The organism is Campylobacter sp. CFSAN093238 (assembly GCF_012898015.1).
Lineage (GTDB): Bacteria > Campylobacterota > Campylobacteria > Campylobacterales > Campylobacteraceae > Campylobacter_D > Campylobacter_D jejuni.
This window is the reverse complement of record NZ_CP040611.1, coordinates 630447-656579: the sequence shown is the minus strand read 5'-3', so window position 1 is coordinate 656579 and position 26133 is coordinate 630447. Positions and strand designations below refer to the sequence as shown.

The 26133-nt window shown below is 30.1% G+C and carries 30 protein-coding genes and 2 pseudogenes; 14 read left to right on the top strand and 18 right to left on the bottom strand.

From position 1 onward, the window contains the following. Nucleotides 1-9: 9 nt before the first annotated feature. The 8 genes and pseudogenes from FBF21_RS09360 to FBF21_RS03470 form a co-directional block, all read right to left on the bottom strand. On the bottom strand, nt 10-828 hold the full coding sequence (locus FBF21_RS09360) for a potassium-transporting ATPase subunit KdpA (protein ID WP_032587381.1): 819 nt from the start codon (nt 826-828) through the stop codon (nt 10-12). After that, nucleotides 795-1409: pseudogene (locus tag FBF21_RS09355) on the bottom strand (potassium-transporting ATPase subunit KdpA). The gene FBF21_RS09360 and the pseudogene FBF21_RS09355 overlap by 34 nt, the downstream one beginning before the upstream one ends. Nucleotides 1410-1713: 304 nt before the next feature. Further along, nucleotides 1714-1901, bottom strand: a pseudogene (gene kdpF / locus FBF21_RS03495) (K(+)-transporting ATPase subunit F). Between the two features lie 141 nt (nt 1902-2042). Continuing rightward, the gene (locus FBF21_RS03490; RefSeq protein WP_002869813.1) at nt 2043-3467 is read right to left on the bottom strand and encodes an anaerobic C4-dicarboxylate transporter; all 1425 of its coding nucleotides are present in this window, start codon (nt 3465-3467) and stop codon (nt 2043-2045) included. Nucleotides 3468-3630: 163 nt separating this feature from the next. Then, nucleotides 3631-4881, bottom strand: coding sequence for an RNA polymerase factor sigma-54 (locus FBF21_RS03485; RefSeq protein WP_002869812.1), 1251 nt, complete (start codon nt 4879-4881; stop codon nt 3631-3633). Beyond that, complete coding sequence (lptB, locus tag FBF21_RS03480; protein ID WP_002855252.1) at nt 4881-5609, bottom strand: LPS export ABC transporter ATP-binding protein; 729 nt, start codon at nt 5607-5609, stop codon at nt 4881-4883. Before lptB ends, FBF21_RS03485 begins: the two co-directional genes overlap by 1 nt. After that, complete coding sequence (gene tsaE / locus FBF21_RS03475; RefSeq protein ID WP_002867644.1) at nt 5602-6009, bottom strand: tRNA (adenosine(37)-N6)-threonylcarbamoyltransferase complex ATPase subunit type 1 TsaE; 408 nt, start codon at nt 6007-6009, stop codon at nt 5602-5604. Before tsaE ends, lptB begins: the two co-directional genes overlap by 8 nt. After that, nucleotides 6006-6251 (bottom strand): RNA-binding S4 domain-containing protein, encoded by a 246-nt coding sequence (locus FBF21_RS03470; protein ID WP_002864726.1) that lies wholly within the window; start codon nt 6249-6251, stop codon nt 6006-6008. The genes tsaE and FBF21_RS03470 overlap by 4 nt, the downstream gene beginning before the upstream one ends. 155 nt (nt 6252-6406) lie before the next feature. Between FBF21_RS03470 and FBF21_RS03465 the strand changes: the two genes are divergently transcribed. The 14 genes from FBF21_RS03465 (at nt 6407) to FBF21_RS03420 (ending at nt 17622) form a co-directional block, all read left to right on the top strand. Then, nucleotides 6407-7627 (top strand): argininosuccinate synthase, encoded by a 1221-nt coding sequence (locus tag FBF21_RS03465; protein ID WP_002867646.1) that lies wholly within the window; start codon nt 6407-6409, stop codon nt 7625-7627. A 12-nt stretch (nt 7628-7639) separates the two neighbouring features. Continuing rightward, on the top strand, nt 7640-8083 hold the full coding sequence (gene rplI / locus FBF21_RS03460) for a 50S ribosomal protein L9 (protein WP_002781628.1): 444 nt from the start codon (nt 7640-7642) through the stop codon (nt 8081-8083). Then, nucleotides 8083-8625 (top strand): ATP-dependent protease subunit HslV, encoded by a 543-nt coding sequence (gene hslV, locus FBF21_RS03455; protein ID WP_002781630.1) that lies wholly within the window; start codon nt 8083-8085, stop codon nt 8623-8625. Before rplI ends, hslV begins: the two co-directional genes overlap by 1 nt. Next, nucleotides 8622-9941 (top strand): ATP-dependent protease ATPase subunit HslU, encoded by a 1320-nt coding sequence (hslU, locus tag FBF21_RS03450; protein WP_002869809.1) that lies wholly within the window; start codon nt 8622-8624, stop codon nt 9939-9941. The genes hslV and hslU overlap by 4 nt, the downstream gene beginning before the upstream one ends. After that, complete coding sequence (era, locus tag FBF21_RS03445; protein ID WP_002869808.1) at nt 9938-10813, top strand: GTPase Era; 876 nt, start codon at nt 9938-9940, stop codon at nt 10811-10813. The genes hslU and era overlap by 4 nt, the downstream gene beginning before the upstream one ends. Continuing rightward, nucleotides 10800-11906, top strand: a complete 1107-nt coding sequence (locus FBF21_RS03440) for a hypothetical protein (protein ID WP_079263615.1) — start codon at nt 10800-10802, stop codon at nt 11904-11906. The genes era and FBF21_RS03440 overlap by 14 nt, the downstream gene beginning before the upstream one ends. Next, complete coding sequence (locus FBF21_RS03435) at nt 11899-12447, top strand: hypothetical protein (protein ID WP_002869806.1); 549 nt, start codon at nt 11899-11901, stop codon at nt 12445-12447. The genes FBF21_RS03440 and FBF21_RS03435 overlap by 8 nt, the downstream gene beginning before the upstream one ends. A 126-nt stretch (nt 12448-12573) precedes the next feature. Beyond that, nucleotides 12574-12984, top strand: coding sequence for an amino acid transporter (locus FBF21_RS09145; protein WP_032584675.1), 411 nt, complete (start codon nt 12574-12576; stop codon nt 12982-12984). Nucleotides 12985-12992: 8 nt separating this feature from the next. Further along, nucleotides 12993-13133, top strand: a complete 141-nt coding sequence (locus FBF21_RS09140; RefSeq protein WP_014517210.1) for a Di-/tripeptide transporter — start codon at nt 12993-12995, stop codon at nt 13131-13133. An 11-nt stretch (nt 13134-13144) separates the two neighbouring features. Then, a complete protein-coding gene (locus FBF21_RS09135) occupies nt 13145-13345 on the top strand; it encodes a hypothetical protein (RefSeq protein WP_032596815.1) in 201 nt (66 codons plus the stop codon). Between the two features lie 38 nt (nt 13346-13383). Continuing rightward, a complete protein-coding gene (locus FBF21_RS09130) occupies nt 13384-13698 on the top strand; it encodes an amino acid transporter (protein ID WP_002859995.1) in 315 nt (104 codons plus the stop codon). Further along, entirely contained in the window at nt 13641-14063 is a 423-nt protein-coding gene (locus tag FBF21_RS09125) for a hypothetical protein (RefSeq protein WP_032600601.1), read from the top strand. The genes FBF21_RS09130 and FBF21_RS09125 overlap by 58 nt, the downstream gene beginning before the upstream one ends. A 199-nt stretch (nt 14064-14262) precedes the next feature. Continuing rightward, the gene (locus FBF21_RS03425; protein WP_002867729.1) at nt 14263-15816 is read left to right on the top strand and encodes a peptide MFS transporter; all 1554 of its coding nucleotides are present in this window, start codon (nt 14263-14265) and stop codon (nt 15814-15816) included. A gap of 15 nt (nt 15817-15831) precedes the next feature. Beyond that, nucleotides 15832-17622 (top strand): aminopeptidase P family N-terminal domain-containing protein, encoded by a 1791-nt coding sequence (locus FBF21_RS03420; protein ID WP_002865668.1) that lies wholly within the window; start codon nt 15832-15834, stop codon nt 17620-17622. 120 nt (nt 17623-17742) lie between these two features. Here FBF21_RS03420 and mrdA read toward each other — a convergent pair whose 3' ends face one another. From mrdA to cbrR, 10 genes are read right to left on the bottom strand one after another with little or no spacing between them, the layout of a single operon-like run. Further along, complete coding sequence (gene mrdA / locus FBF21_RS03415) at nt 17743-19548, bottom strand: penicillin-binding protein 2 (protein ID WP_002870097.1); 1806 nt, start codon at nt 19546-19548, stop codon at nt 17743-17745. Beyond that, the gene (locus tag FBF21_RS03410; protein WP_002859588.1) at nt 19549-20043 is read right to left on the bottom strand and encodes a hypothetical protein; all 495 of its coding nucleotides are present in this window, start codon (nt 20041-20043) and stop codon (nt 19549-19551) included. It abuts the gene before it with no gap. Next, nucleotides 20040-20636: a ribosome biogenesis GTP-binding protein YihA/YsxC gene (yihA, locus tag FBF21_RS03405; protein ID WP_002859990.1), complete on the bottom strand. Its 597-nt coding sequence runs from the start codon at nt 20634-20636 to the stop codon at nt 20040-20042. Before yihA ends, FBF21_RS03410 begins: the two co-directional genes overlap by 4 nt. After that, complete coding sequence (locus FBF21_RS03400; RefSeq protein WP_002859586.1) at nt 20633-21094, bottom strand: LptA/OstA family protein; 462 nt, start codon at nt 21092-21094, stop codon at nt 20633-20635. The genes yihA and FBF21_RS03400 overlap by 4 nt, the downstream gene beginning before the upstream one ends. Then, the gene (locus tag FBF21_RS03395; protein ID WP_002859585.1) at nt 21076-21591 is read right to left on the bottom strand and encodes a hypothetical protein; all 516 of its coding nucleotides are present in this window, start codon (nt 21589-21591) and stop codon (nt 21076-21078) included. The genes FBF21_RS03400 and FBF21_RS03395 overlap by 19 nt, the downstream gene beginning before the upstream one ends. Beyond that, entirely contained in the window at nt 21582-22070 is a 489-nt protein-coding gene (locus tag FBF21_RS03390; protein ID WP_002859584.1) for an HAD-IIIA family hydrolase, read from the bottom strand. Before FBF21_RS03390 ends, FBF21_RS03395 begins: the two co-directional genes overlap by 10 nt. A gap of 5 nt (nt 22071-22075) precedes the next feature. Next, nucleotides 22076-22903 carry a septal ring lytic transglycosylase RlpA family protein gene (locus tag FBF21_RS03385; protein WP_002859583.1) on the bottom strand — a complete coding sequence of 276 codons (828 nt, stop codon included), beginning with the start codon at nt 22901-22903 and terminating at the stop codon, nt 22076-22078. Continuing rightward, a complete protein-coding gene (locus FBF21_RS03380; RefSeq protein WP_002870096.1) occupies nt 22863-23981 on the bottom strand; it encodes a lytic transglycosylase domain-containing protein in 1119 nt (372 codons plus the stop codon). Before FBF21_RS03380 ends, FBF21_RS03385 begins: the two co-directional genes overlap by 41 nt. Then, the gene (locus FBF21_RS03375) at nt 23981-24796 is read right to left on the bottom strand and encodes a TatD family hydrolase (protein WP_002852210.1); all 816 of its coding nucleotides are present in this window, start codon (nt 24794-24796) and stop codon (nt 23981-23983) included. The genes FBF21_RS03380 and FBF21_RS03375 overlap by 1 nt, the downstream gene beginning before the upstream one ends. Then, nucleotides 24787-26031 carry a bile resistance response regulator CbrR gene (gene cbrR, locus FBF21_RS03370; protein WP_002870095.1) on the bottom strand — a complete coding sequence of 415 codons (1245 nt, stop codon included), beginning with the start codon at nt 26029-26031 and terminating at the stop codon, nt 24787-24789. Before cbrR ends, FBF21_RS03375 begins: the two co-directional genes overlap by 10 nt. Nucleotides 26032-26133 lie beyond the last annotated feature (102 nt).

Here is a 26133-nt window from a genome sequence, read left to right as displayed (position 1 = left end):
TGACTCTCCTTAATGCCATAAAGATAAATATTCTGCAACGCTTGATAAAGTAAGCACTGGAAAAAAAGTAAGTGCAGCAAAAATATATATAATACAAACAAGCACAAACATAAAAGTTAAATTATCCGTTTTTAAAGAATTTGCAGTATTTTCTTGTGTATTTTTAGCCAAAAGCGATCCAGCTATAGCAAGCTGAGCTATTAAAACCAAATAACGCCCACAAAACATAGCAAAAGCTGTGCTTAAATTCCAAAATAAATTATCATCTTTTAAACCTTCAAGTCCTGAACCATTATTTGCTGCCGAAGAACTAAATTCATACAAAATTTGAGCCAAGCCATGAAAGCTAGGATTGCTTATACTATCTTTTGCAAAAACAAGAGCTAATGCACTTAAAACAAGGATTAATAAAGGATGGATAAGAATTACCAAAGCTATAAGCTTCATTTGTGCGCTTTCTATTTTTTTACCCAAGAATTCTGGAGTTCTACCTATCATTAATGCACAAATAAACACGGTTAAAAGCACATAAATAATCATATTCATAAGCCCTACTCCTTCGCCACCGAAAGCTACATTTAGCATCATATTTAGCAAAGTAGCACTGATACTTAATGGATTTAAACTATCGTGCATATTATTGACGCTTCCTGTAGTAAAAGCAGTAGTTACAGCACTAAATAAACTCGAACCATCTGTGCCAAATCTTATTTCTTTACCTTCCAAATTTCCCAAATTTGCATTTAAACCCAAAGAATCCAAATTTGGATTTGACATTTTTTCGCTAAAATAAATTAAAAGCAAAGAAATGATAAAAATAATCCCCATTGCACCAAAAATAACTCCCCTTCTTTTCCCATAAGAGCAAAACCTTGTCTTTCTTTTCTATGATAAACCATCAATCCAAAAGCTACAACACAGGCACTAGGAATAAGCATCATGGATAAAATTTGCAAAAAATTTGTAAGTAAAGCAGGATTTTCAAAAGGCATGCTTGAATTAGCACCAAAAAAACCACCCCCCCCATTTGTCCCTAAATGTTTTATAGACTCAAGAGCTGCAACAGGACCTGTGGCAATGCTTTGAAATTTATTTTCTAAAGTAAGCACGCTAAAATTTGCGTGATAATTTTACACCACGCCTTCAGAGATAAAAATTACAGCCAAAATAAAACTTAAAGGCAACATCAAACGCGTAATAATACGCGTAAAATCTTCATAAAAATTTCCCATTTGCATACTACATAAAGCACGACAAAAAGCCATACAAGCAGAATATCCACTCGCACTTGAAACAAACATAGCAAGTAAAATGCCTGTATTTTGCGAAAGCAAACTTAAAGCACTCTCTCCACTACAATGCTGAAGGTTTGTATTTGTAATAAAACTAATTACAGTATTTAAATTCAAATCCCCTTTCATAGAATTTATCGAATTAGGATTTAAAAAAGTTTATCTTGTAAATAAAAAATCACGAAAGAAAAAATAGCCACTAAGGCATTAAAAGCAATTAAATGCAAAGAATAATTTTTGCCAAGTCATATTTTTTCTATCAATTGCACAAATTTTATAAATTAAGTTATCAATTGGATTAAAAATAAAATCAAAAATAGTTTTTTTTACAGCTTGCAATTTTATAAAGATAATTTCCAAAAATTAAAGCCAATATAAAAGCTATAATCAGTGTTATTAAAATTTCTAGAATATTTTTCCTTTAAAATTTTTCAGGATATAATAGAGCATAAAATAAATAAAGAGCAAGTATTAAGCTTAAAACTAGTAAAAATATCATCCGCTTGTCCTAGTTTGAATTTCACAAAAACGGATAAACAACCATAAACTACCAAAAGCTAAAAGCAGAAGCAAAGCAAAGATAACATCCATAGGATAGCCCTTTCTCATTGATTCAAAATAGGATTTATCCTATCCTTGTTAAGCTTATATTTTGATTAATACTAATTTTATGATTTATTTATAATTTTTATCTATATTAAATAAAAAGACAAATGAAGAATTTAGCAGGAAAAATCCTACTAAAAATTTTTAAAGATAACCCGCTGCCATAGCGATAAAATATCCTGCTATACAAGAAGTGATTACACCTATAAGACCTGGTAAAATAAAACTATGATTGATAACAAATTTACCAATGTGAGTAGTACCTGATCTATCAAATTGTATAGTAGCCAAATCGCTTGGATAAGTTGGTAAAATATAATATCCATAACAAGCAGCCGCAAAGGCAACAATTACACCAGGTTCAACACCAATTCCTAAAGCCAAAGGAGCAAAAGCCGAAATAGCCGCTGCTTGAGAGTTTACAAATTTTGAAATTAAAAGAAGCATTACAGCATAAGTCCAAGGATGCTCTTTTACTATATCTCCAAGCGCTGCTTTCATCATAGGAGTGTGAACTGCAAACATAGTATCAGCCATCCAAGAAATTCCAAAAACTGCAACAAGAGCTATCATACCTGATTTAAAAATTTCATTAGAGCCGATTTTCTTTGCATCTGTTTTAGTAAAGATGATAATCAAAGAACCTGCTAAAAGCATAAACATCTGAATAACTGAAACCATGGATAAAACATCCATTTTAGGATTGCCTAAAGCGTCTACTTGAGGAATGCCATTTTTTACAACTTGTCCCCAGTTTGGACGCAAGAAATCAAATACACCTAATAAAGCCACTAAAGCAATAGCTCCTAAGAAAATCCACATTGCAACCCAATTGCTTTTTGGAAGTTTAACACCTAAAAGTGTTTTAGAATCCCCATAAACATATTTTTTAAATTCAGGATCTTTAAGTTTTTCTTGAAATACTTCATCTTTATCCAAATCTTTTCCTCTAAACCAAGAAAAAATTCCCACACATAAAACACCAAAAAGCGTACTAGGTATAGTAATTTGAAGAAGATTGATATAGCCATCAAAACCTGCTAATTTATGATTAGCATTTAAAAGCAAAGCAGTCAAACTCACAACAGCCACAGATACAGGAGATGCAATAATACCCATTTGTGATGATATAGAAGCTGCCGCCATTGGACGCTCAGGACGAATACCGTTTTTAATCGCTATATCATAAATAATAGGCATAATAGTATAAACCACATGTCCTGTTCCACAAAGTATAGTCAAAAAGCAGGTTACAAAAGGTGCTAATATTGTCAAAAACTTAGGATTGCGTCTTAAAATTCTTTCTGCTATTTGAAGCATAACATCCAAACCACCACTTGCTTGCAAAGTTGCACTCGCAACCACTACCGCTAAAATCGTAAGCATAACATCTATGGCTGGTTTTCCAGGCTTTATATGAAAAGCAAATACAAGCATTAAAATACCTATACCACCAAGTAAACCAAGCGCTATGCCGCCTTTTTTTGCACCGTAAAAAAGACAAATTAAAACGATAATGATTTGGATTGCAAATTGCCCTCCCTCACTAAGGCTTGTTAAAAAGTCCATTTTAACTCCTTTGAAAATTAATATTTAAAAACAGTTATTATTGTATCACATTTTTAAATTAAAGAATAATATTTCTAAAAATAAAACAATAATTTTTTATATTATTTAAATTAAATTTAAATATAAAACAAAAGTGTAATGGGTTTGATAGATTGATAGAATTTTATCCTTCAAGTTCATATAATTTTTTTCTATCTGTAGAGCTTGCTATATTAAGATGTTTGCGATATTTTGTAATAGTTCTTCGCCCTATATCGACTTTAAATTCTTCTTTGATTAATTCTAAAATTTTACTATCGCTTAAAGGTTTATTTCGATCTTCATTCTTTACTAAATTTGCCACAAATTCTTTAACACCTACATTTGAAGTCTCTCCCTCTTCATCAAGAGCAAAAGCAAAAAAATCACGCAAGGGAATAAGTCCTCTTTCACAACTTAAATATTTATTTGCCACAGCTCTTGATATAGTCGAAGCATTGCGTTCTAAATCAAGTGCTAAATCCTTAAAAGTCATAGGTTTTATCTCTTTTCCCATGAAAAAATCATATTGATATTCTACTATCATAAGCCCTATTTTATAAAGAGTAGCTTTTCTCATCGCTAAAGCATCAACTAAATTTTTTGCTTCTTTGATGTAATGACTTAAAAAATCATGCTCTAAACCATCAGTTTGGATTGAAATTTCAGGATAATAATCATCATTGATTTTTACTTTAATTTCACCATTTTCTTTATAAACAAAAATATCAGGAACAATTATACGAGAATCTTCAAAATATTCCAAAAAAGGGGGAGTGCTAAAGCGCTTAAGTACAGCTAATGCTTCTTTATATAAAGGCTCTTTGGTATAGTTTTGTATATTTTCAAAATCCATAATCAACATTCTACAAAACTCATCAATATCTTCATCTAACTCCATATTTTCAAGAGCAAATAAAAATGCTTCTTTATAATCTTTAGCTCCCACTCCTGTAGGATCTAAAAATTTAAATCTTGCTCTTACTCGCTCAATTTCTTCCAAAGAATACTCTTTTAAAAATTCTTCATCGTGTTCAAAATATCCTTCCTCATTTAAGCATTCTATAATTTTTTTTGCAAGTTCTTGAGATTTGCTTGTAGGAAACAAAGGAGGAAGAATCTGTTCATTTAAAAGCTCATAAACACTTTTTTTGGCAAGTCCTTTACTATCCACAAAAGCCGAATTTACATTATGTTTATAAAATGAATCAAAATAATTCTTACCCTTATCATGAGTTTGTATCGAATCTTGAACATTTAAGAAAGGATTATCCTCAGCAAATTTATCTAAATTTTCTTTTAAATCCTCTATATTTGCTTGTAAAATAGGCAACCAAGAGCGTAAAGTTTGAGAAATTTTAGTCTTGGGCGCTTGGGTGATTTTTTGCTTTAACATCAATCAAGGAGTTTAAACTCCGCTCCTAAATAATACTTTTTCACGTCTTTATTGGTTGCAATTTCATCAGCATTCCCACTAGCAAGTAAAGAACCTGATCTTATAACATAAGCTCTATCACAAATAGCCAAAGTCTCACGCACATTATGATCGGTAATTAAAACCCCAATTCCTAATCTTTTAAGCTCTTTAATTAAAGTTTGAATTTCAGCTACTGCTATAGGATCAACACCTGCAAAAGGCTCATCAAGAAGCAAAAACTTAGGTTCACACATCAAACTTCGAGCGATCTCACAACGCCTTCTTTCGCCTCCACTTAAACTTAAACCTTTCCTTAAACGAATAGGTTCTATACTTAAAAGTTCAAGCATTTGCTCAACTTTATCATGTAAAATTTTTTTATCTTTATAAAAAATCTGAGCCGCTAAAAGCAGGTTATCTTCTACACTTAAATCCTTAAAAATACTACTTTCTTGAGGTAAATAACCTATCCCTGATCGAGCTCTTTTATTTAAAGGATCTTTTGTCACATCTAAACCATCTAAAAGAACTTTTCCACTACTTGGAGAAATAAGTCCACATATCATATAAAAAGTTGTTGTTTTTCCTGCACCATTTGGCCCTAAAAGTCCTACAACTTCTCCGCTATTAACCTCCAAAGAAATTCCATGTATAATCTTAGTTTTTTTAATAATTTTTTCCAAATTTACAATTTCTAATTTACTCATAAATTTCATACTTTCTTTTGTCATCTTTAATGCTAATTTTAATCTGGATAGTAGAAATTCCAAATTTCATTAAAGTTTTTTTCAAATTTTCACCGCCCCATTCAACCAAATGCAAACCTTTTTCAAAAAAATTTTCAAATAAACCATTCGCTAAAAGTCCTTCTAAACCTTCTTGATAAATATCATAATGATAAATGCAAATATCATGATTTTCATATCTTTGCATAATGGAAAAAGTTGGAGAATCCACCCTTGCATCAAGACCAAGAAATTTAACCCAAGCTTGCACTAAGCTTGTTTTTCCGCTAGCCAAATCTCCTTGAAGCAAAACAACACCTTCTTTAGGCATTATTTGAAGCATCGTTTTGATCTCATTTTTTGCTAAAATAAATTCTTTCATAATTTTACCACATATTCATTTTGTGCGTTTTTAGGAATGCTTTTCGTACTAGGTAGAGCTAGCACTTTATATTTTTGAGTGTATTCAGTAAAATGTAAAGTGATAATATCACCTACCTTAACCTCTTTACTCGCCTTAACAATAACGCCATTAATCCCCACTACACCACTTTTACACATATCTTCAGAAATAGCTCTTCTTTTCGTGATATTAACTACATTTAAAAATTTATCTACTCTCATAAAAGCAATTTTAGCAAAAAAAATCAATTTTTGGAACAAAATTTGCTTACGCCTTTGCTTTATTTTTTTAAGAAAATAGCAAGTAAAAACTTTTCTTTAATGAAATTTGGATACAATTTTACAATTTTCAAATCTATTTTAACAAAGGATATCTTATGAAAAATGAAGTAAAAAAAGTAGTTTTAGCGTATTCTGGGGGGCTTGATACGAGCATTATTTTAAAATGGCTTCAAGATGAGTATAATTGTGAAGTTGTAACTTTTACAGCAGATATTGGTCAAGGTGAAGAACTCGAACCTGCAAGAAAAAAAGCCCTTTCTTTAGGCATAAAAGAAGAAAATATTTTCATTAAAGATTTAAGAGATGAATTTGTTAAAGATTATGTATTTCCTATGTTTAGAGCCAATGCGATTTATGAAGGAGAATATCTTTTAGGAACAAGTATAGCAAGACCACTTATAGCAAAAACTCAAGCACAAATCGCCCTGCAAACAGGTGCTGATGCAGTAAGTCATGGTGCCACAGGTAAAGGAAATGATCAAGTGCGTTTTGAACTTGGTTATCTTGCTTTTAATCCCGATTTAAAAATCATCGCTCCATGGCGTGAGTGGGATTTAAACAGTCGTGAAAAACTCCTTGCTTATGCACAAAAACACGGTATTGATATTTCTAAGAAAAAAGGAAAATCTCCTTATTCTATGGACGCAAATTTACTTCATATTTCTTACGAAGGACTTGTCTTAGAAGATCCTGCACACGCACCTGAAGAAGATATGTGGAGATGGAGTAAAAGCCCAAAAGATGCTCCAAATGAAAGTGAAATTATAGAACTTGATTTCCAAAAAGGAGATTTAGTAGCGATAAATGGAGAAAAACTAAGTCCTGCAGGACTTTTAACCAAACTTAACGAACTAGGCTGCAAACACGGTATAGGACGCCTTGATATAGTAGAAAATCGCTATGTAGGTATGAAAAGCCGTGGTTGTTACGAAACACCAGGTGGTACCATACTTTTAAAAGCACACAGAGCGCTTGAAAGCATCACGCTTGATAGAGAAGCAGCACACTTAAAAGATGAACTCATGCCAAAATACGCGAGTTTAATTTATAATGGCTATTGGTTCTCGCCTGAAAGAATGATGCTTCAAGCCTTAATCGATGAGTCTCAAATTCACGCCAATGGCAGAGTAAAACTCGAGCTTTATAAAGGCAATGTGATAGTTATAGGACGCGAAAGTTCGAACGATAGCTTGTTTAACGCAGCTTATTGTACTTTTGAAGAAGATGAAGTGTATAATCAAAAAGACGCAGCAGGCTTTATCAAGCTTAATGCTTTGCGTTTTATCATCGCAGGAAAAAATGGAAGAAAATTTTAATAAAGGAATAAAATGAAAGTATTATTAATCAAAGATGTAAAAGCACTTGGAAAAGCAGGAGAAATAAAAGAAGTAAAAGACGGCTACGGACAAAATTTCTTAATCGCTAAAGGCTTTGCTAAAGCAGCTACTAATGAAGTTTTAAGAAAATATGAAAGCGACAAGAAAAAAGAGGCTGAAAATTTACGCTTTGAAATCGCAAATTTAGAAAAACTCAAAGAAGAACTTAGCAAAATCACTCTTGAAATTTCAAAACCCGTAGGTGCAAATGGAAGTTTGTTTGGTGGCGTAACCAAAGATGAAATCGCTCACGCCCTAAAAGAACAAAGCCATATAGAAATCGATAAAAAAAGTTTAGAATGTGATACCTTAAAAAGCTTAGGAATCCACGAAGTAAGCGTAAAACTTGGACACGCAATCCATGCTAAATTTAACATAAATATAAAGGCAGAATAATGTTTCACGCAACAACGATTTTAGCTTACAAAGGTAAAAATAAATCCGTAATTGGCGGAGATGGACAAGTAAGCTTTGGAAATACGGTGCTAAAAGGCAATGCTGTAAAGATTAGAAAACTCAACAATGGCAAAGTTTTAGCAGGTTTTGCAGGATCAACAGCTGATGCTTTTAATCTTTTTGATATGTTTGAAAATCTCCTTCAAAGTTCTAAAGGCGATCTTTTAAAAGCAGCGATTGACTTTTCTAAAGAATGGAGAAAAGACAAATACCTAAGAAAACTTGAAGCCATGATGCTCGTACTTGATAGAAATCACATTTTTCTACTTTCTGGTACAGGCGATGTGGTCGAACCTGAAGATGGGCAAATCGCAGCTATAGGAAGTGGTGGAAACTATGCACTTTCAGCTGCTAGAGCCTTAGCAAAACATACCGATTTAGATGAAGAAGAACTTGTAAAATCAAGCCTTCAAATCGCAGGTGAAATTTGCATTTATACCAATACCAATATCAAAACTTATGTAATCGAGGATGAGAAATGAATCTAACTCCAAAAGAAATCGTTAAATTTTTAGATGATTATGTTATAGGACAAAAAAAAGCTAAAAAAATCATAGCTATAGCTTTAAGAAATCGCTACCGCAGAATGCAACTTAGCCCTGAGTTGCAAGATGATATAGTGCCAAAAAATATCTTGATGATAGGTTCTACAGGTGTAGGAAAAACAGAAATCGCTAGGCGTTTAGCTAAAATGATGGGCTTTCCTTTCATCAAAATCGAGGCGAGTAAATATACTGAAGTAGGTTTTGTAGGTCGTGATGTAGAAAGCATGGTAAGAGATCTTGCCAATGCAGCTTTAAATTTGGTAAAAAATGAGCAAAGAGAAAAAAACAAAGATAAAATCGATGAATTTATAGAAAATAAAATTTTAGAAAAACTTTTGCCACCTTTACCAAAGGGTATCAGCGATGAAAAACAAGAAGAATATAAAAACAGTCTTGAAAAAATGAGAACTAAACTAAGAAATGGCGATCTTGATGAAAGCACCATAGAGATAGAAATTTCACAAAATATGTTCGATACCAATCCTAACCTACCTCCTGAAATGGGTGCAATGCAAGATATAGTTAAGGTTATAGGCGTTGGCAGTAAAAAAGTCAAAAAAGAAATGAAAATCAAAGACGCTAAAAATGCTTTAAAAAATGAAGCAGGAGAAAAAATCCTAGACCAAGAAAGCATCAAAAGCGAAGCCTTAAAAAGAGCGGAAAATGAAGGTATTATTTTTATTGATGAAATCGATAAAATCGCTGTTTCAAGCGGAAATTCAAACCGCCAAGATCCAAGTAAAGAAGGGGTGCAAAGAGACTTACTTCCTATAGTCGAGGGATCAAATGTACAAACAAAAATAGGTACTTTAAAAACCGATCATATTCTTTTTATCGCTGCAGGGGCTTTTCATCTTAGCAAACCAAGTGATCTTATCCCTGAACTTCAGGGACGCTTTCCTTTAAGAGTGGAATTAGATAGTCTTGATGATAAAGCTCTTTATGAAATTTTAACACGCCCTAAAAATTCACTTTTAAAACAATACTCTCAGCTTTTAAAAACTGAAAATTTAGAACTTGAATTTAATGATGAAGCTATTAAAGAAATAGCAAAAATAGCTTCAAGAGCCAATGAAGAAATGCAAGATATAGGTGCTAGACGCTTACATACTGTAATAGAAAAATTACTTGAAGATCTAAGCTTTGAAGCTGATGAGTATGCGGGTAAAAAATTCGTAGTGGATAAAAAAATGGTAGAAGAAAAACTCGGAGATATCATAGAAAATAAAGATCTTGCAAGGTATATTTTGTGAAAAGTGGCTTTGTTAGTATCATAGGGCGTACTAATGCAGGAAAAAGTACTTTAATCAATTCCTTATTAGAAGAAAAAATCGCCCTAGTTTCTCACAAACAAAACGCCACAAGGCGTAAAATCAAAGCCATAGTGATGCATGAAAAAAATCAAATCATTTTCATCGATACCCCAGGACTTCACGAAAGCGGTGCTACGCTTAATCAACTGCTTGTCCAAAGTGCTATTAAATCCATGGGAGATTGTGATGTGATTTTATTTGTGGCAAGTGTTTTTGATAGTACAAAAGACTATGAAAATTTCCTTAGTCTAAACCCACAAGCATCACATATCATCGCTTTAAATAAAGTAGATTTAACCGACAATGCTACGCTTTTAAAAAAACTTAGCGAATATGCAAAATTTAGCCAACATTTTAAGGCTATCATTCCTTATTCTTCTAAGAAAAAAAGCTATAAAAAAGGCTTGTTAGATGAGATAGTAAAATACCTTGATGAACATGAGTATTTTTATGATCCTGAATTTTTAAGTGCGAGTAGCGAAAAAGAACTTTATAGAGATTTCATACTTGAAAGTATTTATGAAAATTTAAGCGATGAGCTTCCTTATAGTAGTGAAGTGCTTATCAATCGCACCAAAGACACACCTAATCTTTTAATCCTAGAAGCCAATATCATCACAGATACAAACTCTCACAAGGGTATGCTTATAGGAAAAGAAGGGGCAACTTTAAAAAGAATAGGCAAAGATGCACGCTTTAAAATTTCAAAACTTGCACAAAAAAAAGTACTTTTAAAGCTTTTCGTAACAGTGAAAAAAAACTGGCAAAAAGATGAAGAATTTTTAAAAAAACTTTTAAATGATGAAAATTAATTCATTAAATAAAATAAATTTTATAAAATCTACAGATTTGCTTTATGCTCAAAGAACAGGAATATCCAAAGAAGACGAACTTTTTAACAATTTAACCGCAGATTTTAAGCTAAGCAAACCCTTTGACTATCAAATAGCTTTTTTTAAACATAATGAAATTTATCATTGTTTTTTAGCGCCTGTTTACAAATTGAAAAAAAGTCGTTTTTGCTTTCCTGAGCCTTTAATTTTTCAAGCTTTGTTTGATGAAAGATTTATTGAGGAAAGTGATTATTGTGTTTTAAATTTATATGATCAAACTTTATATTTATATTTTTACCAAGAGGGAAAATTTATCAATCTTAAAAAAATCGAAAATTTCAACCCAAGCAATATGGATTTATTTTTTAAACAAAATCGATTTATAGAACTTTTAAAACACTATGAAAGCAAATTGCTACTTTATCAGGATTTGGATACAATCAAACATTACTTCTCATCTCAAATAAAATGTTTAAATCTAAATGATATTCTTGATAAAAATAGTTTATTGAAATTAAGTTCATATAGTATAAAAAATCTAGATCAAAATTGTAATTTTATCAAGCATAATAAAATAAAAATATCTATTTCTTTTAAAATTATATTAATATTTATTTTTAGCTTTAGTCTTAGCATGATGACTTTATTATTTAAAGATTTTATAGAGTACAAACAAAATAAGGAAATTCAAAATAAAAATTTTATCATACAAGAAGAAATTTCTAAACTAAAACAAGATAAGCAAAAATTATTAACAAACATACAAGATTTAAACTTTACTCTTTCCAATAAAATATCATCTACACAACAACAATTTCATATTTTATCCACCATAACAAAAGAAATCAATTTAGATAAAAATAAGGCAATCATTCTAAATCAAATCATATCATGGCTTAATTCCAATGAACTTAAAATCACAAATCTTGAATTTGAACAAACAAAAATCATTCTTTCTTTTATCGATGAAAACCACTTTAAAAGAGCATTAGAAAATCTAAATTCTACTTTTAAATTCCTTGATAAAAATGAAGAAACATTGAATATCATATTAGAAGTCATACATGAATAAAATAGAAGTATTTTTGCAAAATTTAAATCCTAGGGAAAAATTTCTTTTTATTTCTTTTATCTGCCTTTGTGCTTTGTTTTTAGCTTTTAAAATTCACGATCGCTTTTTGGAAGATATTTTTCAAAAAACATTAGTAGAACATAATTACCTTGCATTAAATGAAGCAAAAATAGAAAATTCACATCTTAAAGAAATAGAGACAAAGCTAACAAAACAGATAAAAACAGAGGAAGAAAAATTAAAATACTATAAAGAAAAATTGCATTTATTTTCTTATGATAAAGATTTTTTCAATAAAAAAATCAATAATTTATCCAAAAATTTAACCATTAATGAAATAAAATTTTCCCAAGAAAACAAAAATTTTATCCACTATAATTATGTTTCTCTAAGTTTAAATGGCAACTTTAAAGACTTACTCAATTTTATACAAAATTTAGAAAATCTTCCTATAGCTTTAAAAATTGATAAAATAAAACTATACAATACACAGGGTTTAAAATTAAAGCTTGATTTAATGTTTAAATTTGTTAATTTATAATAATATTAAAATATTATATTTTTAAATATTATTATAAAAAAAATATTTAAAAATATTGTAATTTAATTATTTTTCTATTACTATTAGTTCAAATATTTTAAGCATAAAAAAGAAAGGTATTGGGAAGTGACTAAACAAGAAATACAAAAACTCGATACAAATTTACTAGGTCATCCCAAGCCTTTATTCTCTCTATCAATGGTAGAACTTTGGGAAAGATTTGCTTTTTATGGCATACGATCTTTACTTGTGCTTTTCATGGCAACAACCATAAGCAAAGGTGGACTTGGAATAAGCACTGAATACGCCTCGGCAATTTATGGCATTTTTGCAGGATGCTTGTATTTAGCAGCACTTCCTGGAGGCTGGATTACTGATAATTATTTAGGGCAAAAAAAGGCTTTATTTTTAGGTTCTTTTATTATAGCTTTAGGACATATTAGCATAGCCTTATCTATTTTAAGCACACCTATATTTTTCCTAGGACTTCTTTTATCGTTATTGGTACTGGATTTTTTAAAACTAGCGCTTCTGTAACAGTTGGAATGTTGTATAAACAAAATGATACAAGATGTGATACTGGCTATACGATTTTTTATATAGGAATTAACATTGGAGCATTCATTGCTCCTCTTATATGTGGTTTTGTTCAAGCAAAATGGAATTATCATTTAGGATTTGGCTAGGAGGTTTAGGTATGCTAATCTCTTTGCTTATTTTATATTTTAAAGCTGCCCCTGAGCTTGAAGAATTTCATAAAAATTGCACCTTAAAGCAAAACTGGGAACAACCATTTAAAAAAGTAAAAAATTTAACTCTTATACTAAGTATAAGCTTGTTAAGTATTATTGGATTTTTTCTAATGTTTATTAATCTTGTAAATATTAATCCCATATAATACTATCAAAAAAACTTCTAATTGTAATTTTACTATGCTTGGTAATTTATTTCATATATCTTTTTGTTTTTAAAGCCTTAAATAAAAGAGAGAAACAACAATTAATAATTTTAATTGTTTTATTCTTTGCAGCCACTTTTTTTGGAGTACTTTTAAACAAAAACCCTACCGCTTATAATCTTTTTGCGCAAGATTTTACAAATAGAAATATTTTTGATTGGAAAATTCCAACAAACTGGTTTCAATCTTTTAATCCAATTTTTATCATCATACTTGCTCCTATAGCAAGTTATATTTGGATATTTTTAGAGAAAAAAATATATATTTTTCTTCCATTGGAAAATTTACTTTAGGAATATTATTTGCCGGTATTGGCTTTATGATGATGACCTTTGCTTCACAAAATCTAATAAACAACAATGGTTTACCAATATCCATGGCTTGGATTATCATAAGTATATTCTTTTTAACACTTGGGGAACTATGCGTGTCTCCTATTGGACTCTCTATAATGGCTAAGGTTGCCCCTGATTTAATCAAAAATCAAATCATAGGACTTTGGTTTGTAGCAAGTGCGCTTGGAAATTTTGTTGCAGGACTTATAAGAGGAAATGTCAATATTAAAAACATCGATCAACTTCCTAATATTTTTAGACAATGCATGTGGATGCTTTTTGTTGTAGCACTTTTGCTTTTTATTGCTAAAAAACCATCTTAACAAAAAAAATAAGCAATTATCTAACTAAACTTAAAATACAAAATACACCAAAGTTGAAAATTGATCTTAATATTTCTTTTTTTTATATTTGCAAAAAAGTAACATTATGATATAAATCATTTAAAAATATTACAAAGTTATACATATTTTTTAATTTCTTGTCTATAATTTATAAATAAAAATACACAAAGGATATAAATTGAGTAAAAATGTAAAAAATTTAGATACTTCATTTTTTGGACATCCAAAACCACTTTTATCTCTTTCACTTACTGAGCTTTGGGAAAGATTTTCTTTTTACGGAATTCGTCCCTTGCTTTACCTTTTTATGATAGCAAGTTTTGAAAAAAGTGGAATGAACTTAAAACCTGAAGAAGCAAGTGCAATTATGGGAATTTTTGCAAGTTGTTTATATCTTGCTGCTTTGCCAGGTGGATGGCTTGCGGACAATTACTTAGGACAAAAAAGAGCAATTTTACTAGGTGCTCTAACTATAGCATTTGGACATTTGTGCATAGCCTTTTCTTATTTTAACAATAAAATGATTTTTGTTGGTATGGTTTTTTTGGTTATAGGTACAGGACTTTTTAAAACTTGTGCTTCTGTAATGGTTGGAATGCTTTATAAAAAAAATGATGCAAGGCGTGACTCTGGTTTTACTCTTTTTTATATGTGCTTTAATTTTGGTGCTTTTGTAGCTCCTTTAATTTGCGGCTTTTTACAAAAAGAATACGGATGGCATTTTGGTTTTGGTGCAGGTGGGATTGGTATGCTTTTAGCGGTAATTATTTTCTACCTAAAAACTATGCCTGATTTAAAAGAATTTGATGAAAAAGTTGGCATAGACTCTACTTGGGATAGACCAAGCAAAAAAAGCAAAAACGCATTTTACATCATCATTGTATCAGGTATTGTTTTGCTTGGAGCAATATTTTTAATCCTTGGTGGTTTTATAAAATTAGATGCACAAGTTATTAATAAAAATATTATTCTAACTATCTTAGCTTGTGCTGGAATTTATTTTTTATATCTTTTCGCTTTTACTTCTTTAAAAATAGAAGAAAAAAGAAATTTAATTATTTTTATTGTTTTATTTTTAGCGGCTGCGTTATTTTGGTCAGTATATGAGCAACAATACACTTCTTTTAATTTTTTTGCAGAAAAATTAACAGATAAAACCATATTAAATTATGAAATTCCTACAATATGGTTTCAATCTCTTGGAGGTTTATTTGTTATACTTTTTGCACCTTTTAGTGCTTTTATATGGACTATATGTGCCAAAAATAATAAAGAAATTTCATCTATTATTAAATTTGCATTAGGACTTTTGGGTGCAGCTTTGGCATTTTTAATAATGGCTTTAGCTTCAAATCATGCAATTAGTTTAAATGGCGATGCTAATACATTAAGAGAAAATTTAGAAAATTCATCACAAATTATTTTAGTTTCACCTTGGTGGCTTGTCAGTAGCTTTTTGCTTATGGTTTTAGGAGAGCTTTGCCTTTCCCCTGTGGGACTTTCTATAATGACAAAAATTGCACCTAATTTAATTAAATCTCAAGTCATGGGACTTTGGTTTGTAGCAAGTGCATTAGGCAATGCTTTAGCTGGATTCATAGGTGGTAAAGCAAGTGAAGAAAATATAGCTTATTTGCCAAATTTATTTTACCAATGTATGTGGATATTACTTGGTGCTGTTATAATTTTACTTATACTCAAAAAACCTATCAATAAAATACTAAAAAATTAATATTAAGGAGAAAATATGAGTATTTACAAACAAAGAGTATTAGAACTTAGAAGATTAATGAAAGAAAATAATATTGACGCCTATCTCATCTTAAGCGCGGATCCGCATTTGAGCGAATATTTACCAGAATATTACAAAAACAGAGTCTTTATCAGTGGCTTTAAGGGTTCTGTTGGAACAGTTCTTATCACACAAGAAGAGGGCTTTTTGTGGGTAGATGGAAGATATTGGCTTCAAGCACAAAAGGAATTAGAAGGTAGTGGCATACTTTTACAAAAGCAAGATGCTAAAAATACTTTTACCAAATGGTTGGAAAAGAATTTAAGCGAAGATCAAATTTTAGGCATCGATTTTGCACTTTTACCTTTATCTTTGCAAAAAGATTTAAAGATTAATTGCAAGGCAAATTTAAAACATATAGATTTGATAAGTCCACTTTGGAAAGATCGTCCCACTTTACCACAAGAAAAAATTTATGAACACGAACTAGAATACTGCTCTTACTCAAGAAAAGAAAAATTAGCATTAGTGCGTCAAAAAATGAAAAATTTAAATGTTACCTCTCATTTAATCTCCAGCCTTGATGATATAGCTTGGCTTACAAATTTAAGAGGGAATGATGTAAATTATAATCCTGTATTTTTAAGTCATTTGCTAATCTTGGAAGACAAAGCCTTGCTTTTTGTTGATCAGAAAAAAGTAAATTCAGAACTTGAAAAAAAATTAAATTTAGATGGGTTTTGGCTTAAAAATTATGATGAAATCATCATGGAGCTTGAAAAACTTGCAAATACAAATTTGCTTATTGAACCTTCAAAAATGACCGCTTTACTCATAAATTCTTTAGATAAAAGCGTAAAAATCATTCAAGAAATTAATCCAAGCACTCACTTAAAAGCAGCTAAAAATACAAAAGAAATAGCGCATATACAAGATGCTATGATAGAAGATGGAGTGGCTTTATGTAAATTTTTTGCCTGGCTTGAAGAAGCGATAGAAAATAAAGAACTAATAAGCGAATTAGACATAGATGTTAAAGCAAGCGAATTTAGAGCACAAAGCAAGTACTACATAAGTGATAGTTTTACCACTATAGCAGGCTTTAACGAAAATGCAGCATATCCACATTATAAAGCCACAAAAGAGAGTTTTGCTTATCTTAAAAAAGATGGGCTTTTACTTATTGATTCTGGTGGACAATATAAAAACGGCACAACAGATATTACACGCGTTGTACCAATAGGAAAGGCTAATGCAGAACAAATTCATGACTATACCTTGGTTTTAAAAGCACATATTGCCATTTCCAGTGCAATTTTTCCAAAAGATATAGCTATGCCCTTACTTGATGCAATCACACGCGCACCTTTATGGAAAGAACAAATTGACTATATACACGGCACAGGACATGGCGTGGGATATTTTTTAAATGTCCATGAAGGTCCACAAGTTTTATCTTATCTATCCCCTGTGCTTGAAAAAACAAAAGCCAAAGAAGGTATGCTAACCTCCATAGAGCCAGGTATTTATAAAGTAGGTAAATGGGGCATAAGACTTGAAAATTTAGTTATTCATACCAAAGTAGAAAATCCTAAAAATAAAGATTTTGGAGAGTTTTTATACTTTAAACCTGTTACTCTTTGTCCTTTTGAAATATCTTGTATTGATACAAAAATGTTAGATGAAAAAGAAAAAGAATGGTTAAACAATTATCACAAAGAAGTATTTGAAAAACTTTCTCCTAAGCTAGGTGATTATCCAAAAGCTCTAGTTTGGCTTGAAAAAAGAACAAAAGCCATCTTTTAAGATACTTTTGTTAACATAGATAAATTTTCCTTGTATTAAACTTATAATTTGTTTAATACAAGATTTTTAAACCAATTGCTAAAAAAGTTTTTTTTGAAAAACTCAATTTACAACTAAAAATTATTTAAAATATCCAAGTTCAATCATTTTTTGATAAATTTTAGCTACAGTTGCCCCTGAAGTAATATTTCTCCCACCATGTTCCAAAAGAACGGTAACTACATATTTTGGCTTAGAATAAGGAGCATAAGAAGTAAGCCACGCATGAGATCTAGTATAATACTCAAATTGTTTTTCATCAACCCTATTTTTATCTGTTTGTGAAAATCCCACAACCTGAGCAGTTCCTGTTTTTGCTGCAACTTTCACATTAAGATTATGCAAATAACGATAAGAGGTTCCTCCTTGCTCATTAGCAACAGCATACATTGCATCTCTTATATAAGGCAATTGACTCTTTTCAAACAAAGTAAAAATTTCTTTTTTATTTTCATCCATTTGATTTTCTATAGTTGTATTATTATTTTCTATGCTTTTTAAAAAATGAGGTATAACCTCTCCACCTTTTGCGATTTGAGCCGTATATCTAGCAATTTGCATAGGTGTTGCAAGAAAATTACCTTGACCTATAGCTGTATTTAAAGTATCACCTTGAAACCAAGATTGTCTATATCTTTGCATCTTCCATTCTTTGCTTGGTAAAGTTCCTACAAATTCACTAGGTAAATCTACCCCTGTTTTCGCTCCAAAGCCAATGCGAGATAAAGTTTCACTTATTTGATCGATTCCAACTTGCAAACTGCCATTATAAAAATAAACATCACAACTATATTTTATCGCATGTTTTAAATCCACAGGTCCATGGCCTGATCGATTCCAACATCTAAAAAACCTGCCTCCAAGTTCAATGCTTCCATTGCAAACATATTGAGTCGACGGGCTAATATTTTTAGAATTTAAAAAAGAAAGCCCTACTCCCATTTTTACAACAGAACCTGGAGGATAATATCCATTTATAAGTTTATTTGTAAAAGGATGATCAAGACTATTTGAAAGCTCATCCCAATCCTTAAAAGAAATCCCTGTTACAAAAGGATTAAGATCATATTCAGGGAAACTCCCTGCAGCTAAAATAGATCCATCATTTACATTCATAATTATAGCAGCTCCAGCATTCCCTTCAAACAATGAAGTTAAATAAGACTGAAGCTCTATATCTATCGTAAGTTCTATATCATTAGACATAGCAGGAGTGTAAGAAAGCTGTTCTACTTCTTGATTTAAGGCATTAACCTTATAAACCCTAGTTCCTTTTTCTCCTTGTAAAATATCATTATAATAGCGTTCTATACCGCTTTTTCCCGTATAGTTAGAAAGTTTTGCTATTTCATTTTCTTGAACATCTTGCAAATTTGCCTTACCTACATACCCAATAATATGCGAAGCCAATTTTCCAAAAGGATATTTTCTTTTTACAACAGGATCTATTTTTATTGTTTTATTAAGATTTAACTCTGAATAATGCGGAATAATCTCATCGTAGGGTATAAAATCTACAACTTTAATAAAATCTTGATTATAGTAAGAATCATTTCTCTTATAAATTTCTGCTAATTTACTAGCATTTAAATCAGGAAATAAATTTGTAAGTTCAGATAATTCTTTATCTAAAATTCCTTTATTTGACTTTTTAATACTTAAATAAGGTTTAATAGAAATACTAAAACCCAAATCATTAATAGCCAATAAAGTTCCATTTCTATCTGTAATTTGACCCCTAACAGGTGGTAAAAATTCAGTTTTTATGGCATTTTGTTTAGCAAGCTCTTCATAATATACATTTGATTTTATACTCAAATAATACACACGACTTAATAAAAATATAAAAAACAATAGTATAAATCCAACAACTAGACGCATTCTCATTTAAATTTTACCTTTAAAAAACACATAAGCTAAACAACATTCTATAAAAACTGAAACAATATACGCCCATCCTAAAATTTTAATTTTTTCATCTCCAATATAAAACAATATCATATCCAAAAACAAAATAATGCCGTAAGCACAAAGCACAAAAACAACAGGGATAAATTTACCAATTTTTAAATTTGTCTTAATCCAATCTGCACAAAGATAATAAAAAATAAAAAATGCCAACCAAGATGAAAAAATAAAAAAATTATAAGTTATATCAGTAAAAAATAAAAAAAATAAAGAAAAATACCATCTAAAATCAAGCTTTGAAAAAGTTCTCTCTCTCTCTTCTAATAAGCAAAACATATAACAGAAAAAAATCCCATAAAGTAACGGGGTATATACAAAAGTCGAACCAAGAATCTGATAAATTAGAAAAAAAAATCCTAAAAAGACATAAGCTCCATTAAATTTTGCTTTATAAGCACTTAAATTTCTTCTCATTTATCAAGACCTAAAGTTTGATTGATAATAATATCTTCTAAAGAATCAAGGCCAAATTTATTCAAATTTGAAACTAAAATAGAGTCTTTAAATTCATTTTTTAACTTAGCTTTTTCACTTTGATTTAATTTATCGCATTTGGTAAAAACTTTTAAAATTTTTTGATCAGGTCGTAAAAATCTTTTCAAATAGTCATTTAAATTTACATCGATCTCTAAATGAGTATGTCTTGAGTCGATTAAATGTATAAATAACTTTATCGAGGTTCTTAATTTTAAAAATTCATCTAAGTTTTGATTCCATATTTCTTTTAAATTTTTAGAAACCTTTGCATAACCAAACCCTGGTAAATCGATAAAATTGATATTAAATTTTTCTTCATTTCTTTTGCAAGCTACTTCGAAAAAATTTATAAGCTGAGTTTTTCCAGGAGTTGCCGAACTTTTGGCTAAATTTTTTTGTTTACACAAAGAATTGATTAAAGAACTTTTTCCGACATTAGAACGCCCCAAAAATGCTACTTCACTAAAATTTGAGCTCAAATTCTCATCAAATTTCACTAAAGAAGTGATAAATTTAGCACTAATTATCATTTGTCTTTAAGATCAAACACAAAACGAGCAGGTTTTTGATCCTTACTCTCCACTCGATAAATATTAGCTTTTCTATCGACTATTATTTTATCACCAAAAAGTTTTTGATTGCTTCCAAGCTCATTTATATAAGCATGACCATTAATCTCGTAAGTATCTTTAATAACATTATAAATAAATTTATCTCCACTACCTTTATAAGTTTTACCTTTTAAAACAATCTTAAACCTAGCATTTTGCATTGCTTCATAACGAATAGGTTTGCGATTTTTATCCGTATAAATAATCAATTTTTCAGAATTTAAAATATCATCACCTCTAATTACTTCTACATTTCCACTAAGAATACTTTCACCCTTATTTTCATCTGAGTAAAAATTTAAAGCTTTTACTTCAATTTGAGTTGCCCAAGTTACACTTACACAAGCTAACAATAAAATTATTTGTCTTGCAACCACGCATTTACTCCTTGGATATTTAAAATTTTGTTTTTTACATCATAGTTTAAAGTATTTCCGTTAATAATACTTCCATTGATCAGAGCTTTAAAATTAGTATTTGTATGTAAAATTTTATCCTTAGGTTGGTATTCTACCTCTTGAGAAATAATTTTGACATTATTAGAACCTATATAAGTAACATTTCCTTCAAACAAAACCTTGCTCATATCTTTATTGAAAAACTCTAAACGATTCGCACTAAGATTAAAATCTAAATTTAAAGTAATAAAATCATTAAATTCATCTCTATCTGCATATCTCACCCAAGAATTTGCCTTATAATATGCCTTAATTGTACTAGCATTACTCTCATAAGCTTTCAAATTTTTAGCCTCAATATTTTTAAAATTTAAAGCATTAGTTTGCAAATTCAAAGAATATGGATCTTGCAAACTTAAAATCGTAAAAGTAATTGTAAAAAGAGCAATTAAAATTCCAAAAATTTTTATAGCCAAAGCTTATTCCATTCTTCCTCTAGATGATTTTTTTCTACTAAAATTTCTATCATCTGTGCTACAGCAGCCTTACCACCTTTTTTGCTAAGCATTATGTCTACATTTAAATCTTTATGACCATCTTTTGGCTTAAAACTAAGTCCTACACTTTCAAGCAAAGCCTTATCGTTAAAATAATCCCCAATAGCCGCACACTGAGAAAAATCTAAATTAAGTTTTTGTAAAATTTCTTTTGCGCAAGCTAACTTATCCTTAATACCTTGATATAAAATTTCTATTTTTAAATCTTTAGCTCTTTTTTCAACACAAGGACAATTTCTACCTGTAATAATAGCAATTTTTTTACCAAGCTTTAGCCAAGCCTCGATAGCCGCTCCATCTTTTACATCAAATTCTTTAATAAATTCTCCATTAGAAGTATAAATAATTTTTCCATCAGTTAAACAGCCATCTACATCCAAAAAAATCAATTCTGTCATAATTTCTACTCTCTTACAACAAATGCACCTACAAATGCACCACTTGCAGCAAAATCTCTTGCTTCATCTTCACTTCTAAAGCCTGTTAAGAAAACGCGATTTAAGCCATCTACTGAGCTTGTGCGTATAGTAGAGCTATAAGTTCTATAAGTTTTATATCTTGCTGCTATCGTTTGTGCTCCAGCTGGGTTTTTAAAGGCTCCAATTTGAACCATAAAATTTCCACCTTCATAAATTTGTCCATTATTTGCAATCTCTCCACTATTTCCATAGTTTACATTAGAATGCACAATATTATTACCCGAATTACTTGATCCAAACCCTATAACCTCAAGCCTTACTGGAGCTGTTCCTGAAGCAATCATATCAATTTGACTAGCAGCTCCTTTTGATAAATCTATAATACGATTATTTACAAAAGGACCTCTATCATTCACACGAACGGTAACTTGACGATTGTTATTTAGATTGGTTACTTTTAAGATGGTATTCATAGGTAAAGTTTTATGAGCCGCGGTTAAAGCATTTTGATTATAGGTTTCGCCATTAGAGGTTTTCTTGCCGTGAAAGCCTGGCCCGTACCAACTCGCAATACCATCAGCAGTTTCGCCTACTGCTACAACAGTAGGATAATAAGTTTTACCATTGATAGTATAAGGCTTCATCGTTCCTTTAGTCCCTGAAGAACTAGGACTGCTTTTAAAATCATTTGAAGGATAATACACTTGAGCATTATCCAAGCTAGAAAAAAAACTAGTGCCTAAACAACCACTAAAAAATAAAGCCCCTAGACTAACGGCTGACAACTTTAGTGTAATTGTTTTTATTTGCATTTTTATTCTCCTTGATTGGTATAATTAATTTTTGATTAATACTAAGATGATTTTTTGCTATTTTATTGAATTCTCGAATTTCATCAACACTTATATTATAATTTTTTGCTATTTTATATAAAGAGTCACCAGACTTAACGGTATAAGTTCTTGTCATAGGTATAGTTGTATCAACCTTCGCAAGTTTTTCTGCTTTAAAATTTTTATCAAAAAATGCTACTTTATTAAGTGGTATATACATATAATACCCTTTACCAGGAGGCGTAAAATTATGTTTAAATTGTGGATTATATTTCTTAAAAGTTGCAAGATCCATATTTAAATTTTTAGCTATTTCTTTTAAAGATGCAGAAGAAGGCACATCAACTTTTGCAAATTCATTGCTTAAAGCATAATTCATTAAAGACGCATCTTTATCTAGTAAAAAATCCCTATCATTAGCTAAAAAAGCAAGCGTTAAAATCTTTCTTATAAAATTTCTAGTTTCTAAAGAAAGATATTTCTTATCAGGGTTCAATAAAACACTTAAATCATCACTTCCTGCTTGCTTGATAGCTTGTCTTAGCTTGCCATTTCCGCAATTATAAGCTAAAAGTGCCAAATACCATTTGCCAAATTCTTCTTTTAACTCTTTTAAATAATTTGTAGCGGCATAAGTTGACTTGACTGGATCACGCCTTTCATCAACATAAGCATCGATTCTTAAACCCAAATTTCTAGCTGTTGGTTGCATAAATTGCCAAACCCCTACAGCCTTGGCATTAGAAACGCTATGAGTTTTCAAGCCTGATTCAACCATAGCTAGATACAAAATCTCATCAGGAACTTCCTGCTGGGCTAAAATTTTTCTTATCATAGGAGTAACTTTTGAAAAATTTTGCATGCTATCTATTAAAGTTTGAGCATGTTTTGATTTTATATCTTGTTGAGTTTGCACAAAAATCAAATCACTGATAAAACTTGGATTAATATCTAAATTTCTTAAAACATTCATTTGTCTTTCATAAAATTCAGGAGTATTAATTTGTGCAAAAAGAAAATTAAAACATATTAAAAAATACAATAAAATTTTTTTCATTAATAACCTTTAAAAAATAATTTTTCAGAATTGTTAAAACAAATTTCTAGAAGTTCTTTTCTTGATAAATTCAATACTTCACACATTTTGTTTGCTACAAATTGAGTTAACAAAGGTTCATTTCTTTTACCGCGATAAGGCTCTGGAGTAAGATATGGAGCATCAGTTTCAAGTAGTAGTCTATCTTTTGGAATTTTAGGTAAAATTTCAACTAATTTCTTAGCATTTTTAAAAGTTAAAACTCCCCCAATACCAAAATAAAATCCATCTTCAAAAAGAGTTAGTAAATGTTCGCTTGCATTAAAGCAGTGTAAAACTCCTCCTACAAGATCCTTAGAATACCCATGTAAAATCTCATAAGTATCATGATTTGCTTCTCTTGAGTGAATGATAACAGGTTTTTTAAATTCAATAGCAAGTTCAAGCTGTGCGATAAAAATCTTTTTTTGATTTTCTTTTTCTTTTTGAATTTCTTCAGCAAGATCACTTTTAAAACGGAAATAATCAAGCCCACATTCACCTACAGCTACACACTTTTCATCGCATAAATACTGCCTTAAAATTTTCTCATCATAATTATCAATTTCATAAGGATGCACCCCTGCTGCAAAAAAAATATTTTTATATTTATGAGCAATTGTAGCTGCATAAGGCAAGTCTTTTATATCAGCACCAGGTATGATGATTTTCTCTATACCATTTTTAAAAGCACGATTTAAAGTTTCATCTAAATCATCTTTAAATGCTTCACTGTCTAGATGGCAATGCGTATCAACAATCCTTAAACCATCTTGAAAATCAAGATTTAAGAACATACTTCAACTCTATCCTTGCCGTTATCTTTTGCTTGAGACAATATTTTACTTGCTTTATCAACCAAAGAATCAATCTTATCTCCACTTTTTCCAAAAACCACGCCTATAGAAGCTGTAAAAAAGACTTCATCTAAATTAACTAAAACACCAGCTTTTTTTATATTTACTCGTATACGAGAAAAGATTTTAATCGCTCTTTCTTGAGATATATTTTTAAGCAAAATACAAATTTTTTCTGCACTATATCTACCTACAAGATCTCTTCCTTTAGTTTCATTAACTATTTCATTGGCGCAGATTTTAATTACTTCATCACCAACTTCACGGCCGTATTCATCGTTAATCATTTGAAGATTATCTATATCTAAGAAAGCAAAAGCAAATTCCTCGTCTTTTGTTGCTATTTCGTTAAAATAATCATCTATTCCATCGATTAAAGCATTATAATTTTTAACCCCAGATACAAGATCTAAAACATTATAAGTGCTTAAAAATTTTTTATCATCCATGTAAGATAAACAACGATCTAAGCGACAATTAAAACTTTCTTTGCTTAAAGGCTTAAACAAATACTCATTAACTCCATTTTTAAAAGAATTCGCTTCAAATGAATCATTATGATCCCCCAAAAGAATCACACCTAATTCATCATCACTAAAACGTTCTCTTACTTGAGTCAAAAGCTCAAAACCGCTAATTACTGGCATATTGACATCTGCTATAATAAGCTTAACATCATTATTATCATTTAAATAACTCATTGCTTCTTCGCCATGAGCCGCAGCTAAAACATTAAATTGTCTTTGAGTAAGTATTTTTTTAATTTCATTACGTTCAGGTAGCTTGCTCATAGCTACAATCACTTTAGTTTTTGCATATTGATTAAGTTTTACAATAGAACTAATAATCTCATCAATGCAAGTTTCACTTTCTTTAAAAATATAATCTAATATATCTTTATCCATAAATTTTTCTTTAGTAGCCTTATCACCACTAGCCGTAAGAACAATAGCAGGAATTTTCTTTTCTATAACATAATCCACAACTTCACCATTTGGGGCATCTGGCAAGCATAAATCCACAAAAGCTAAAAAATAATCATTATTCATTAACTCCTTAGCTTCAGCAAAACCAAAAGCAATATCTACCTCATAATCTAAAGTCATTTGAATTTTTTTAGCCAAAAGTTTGCCGAGCATTTTATTGTCATCAATAATTAAAATTTTCTTATTCATAGTGTGTAAAATACCTTTATATCTAAAATTTTTTATTATATTTGTTTCAAAAGAAAGGAAATTTTTATAGTTATATATTTTAACATAGCAAAATAAAAAATC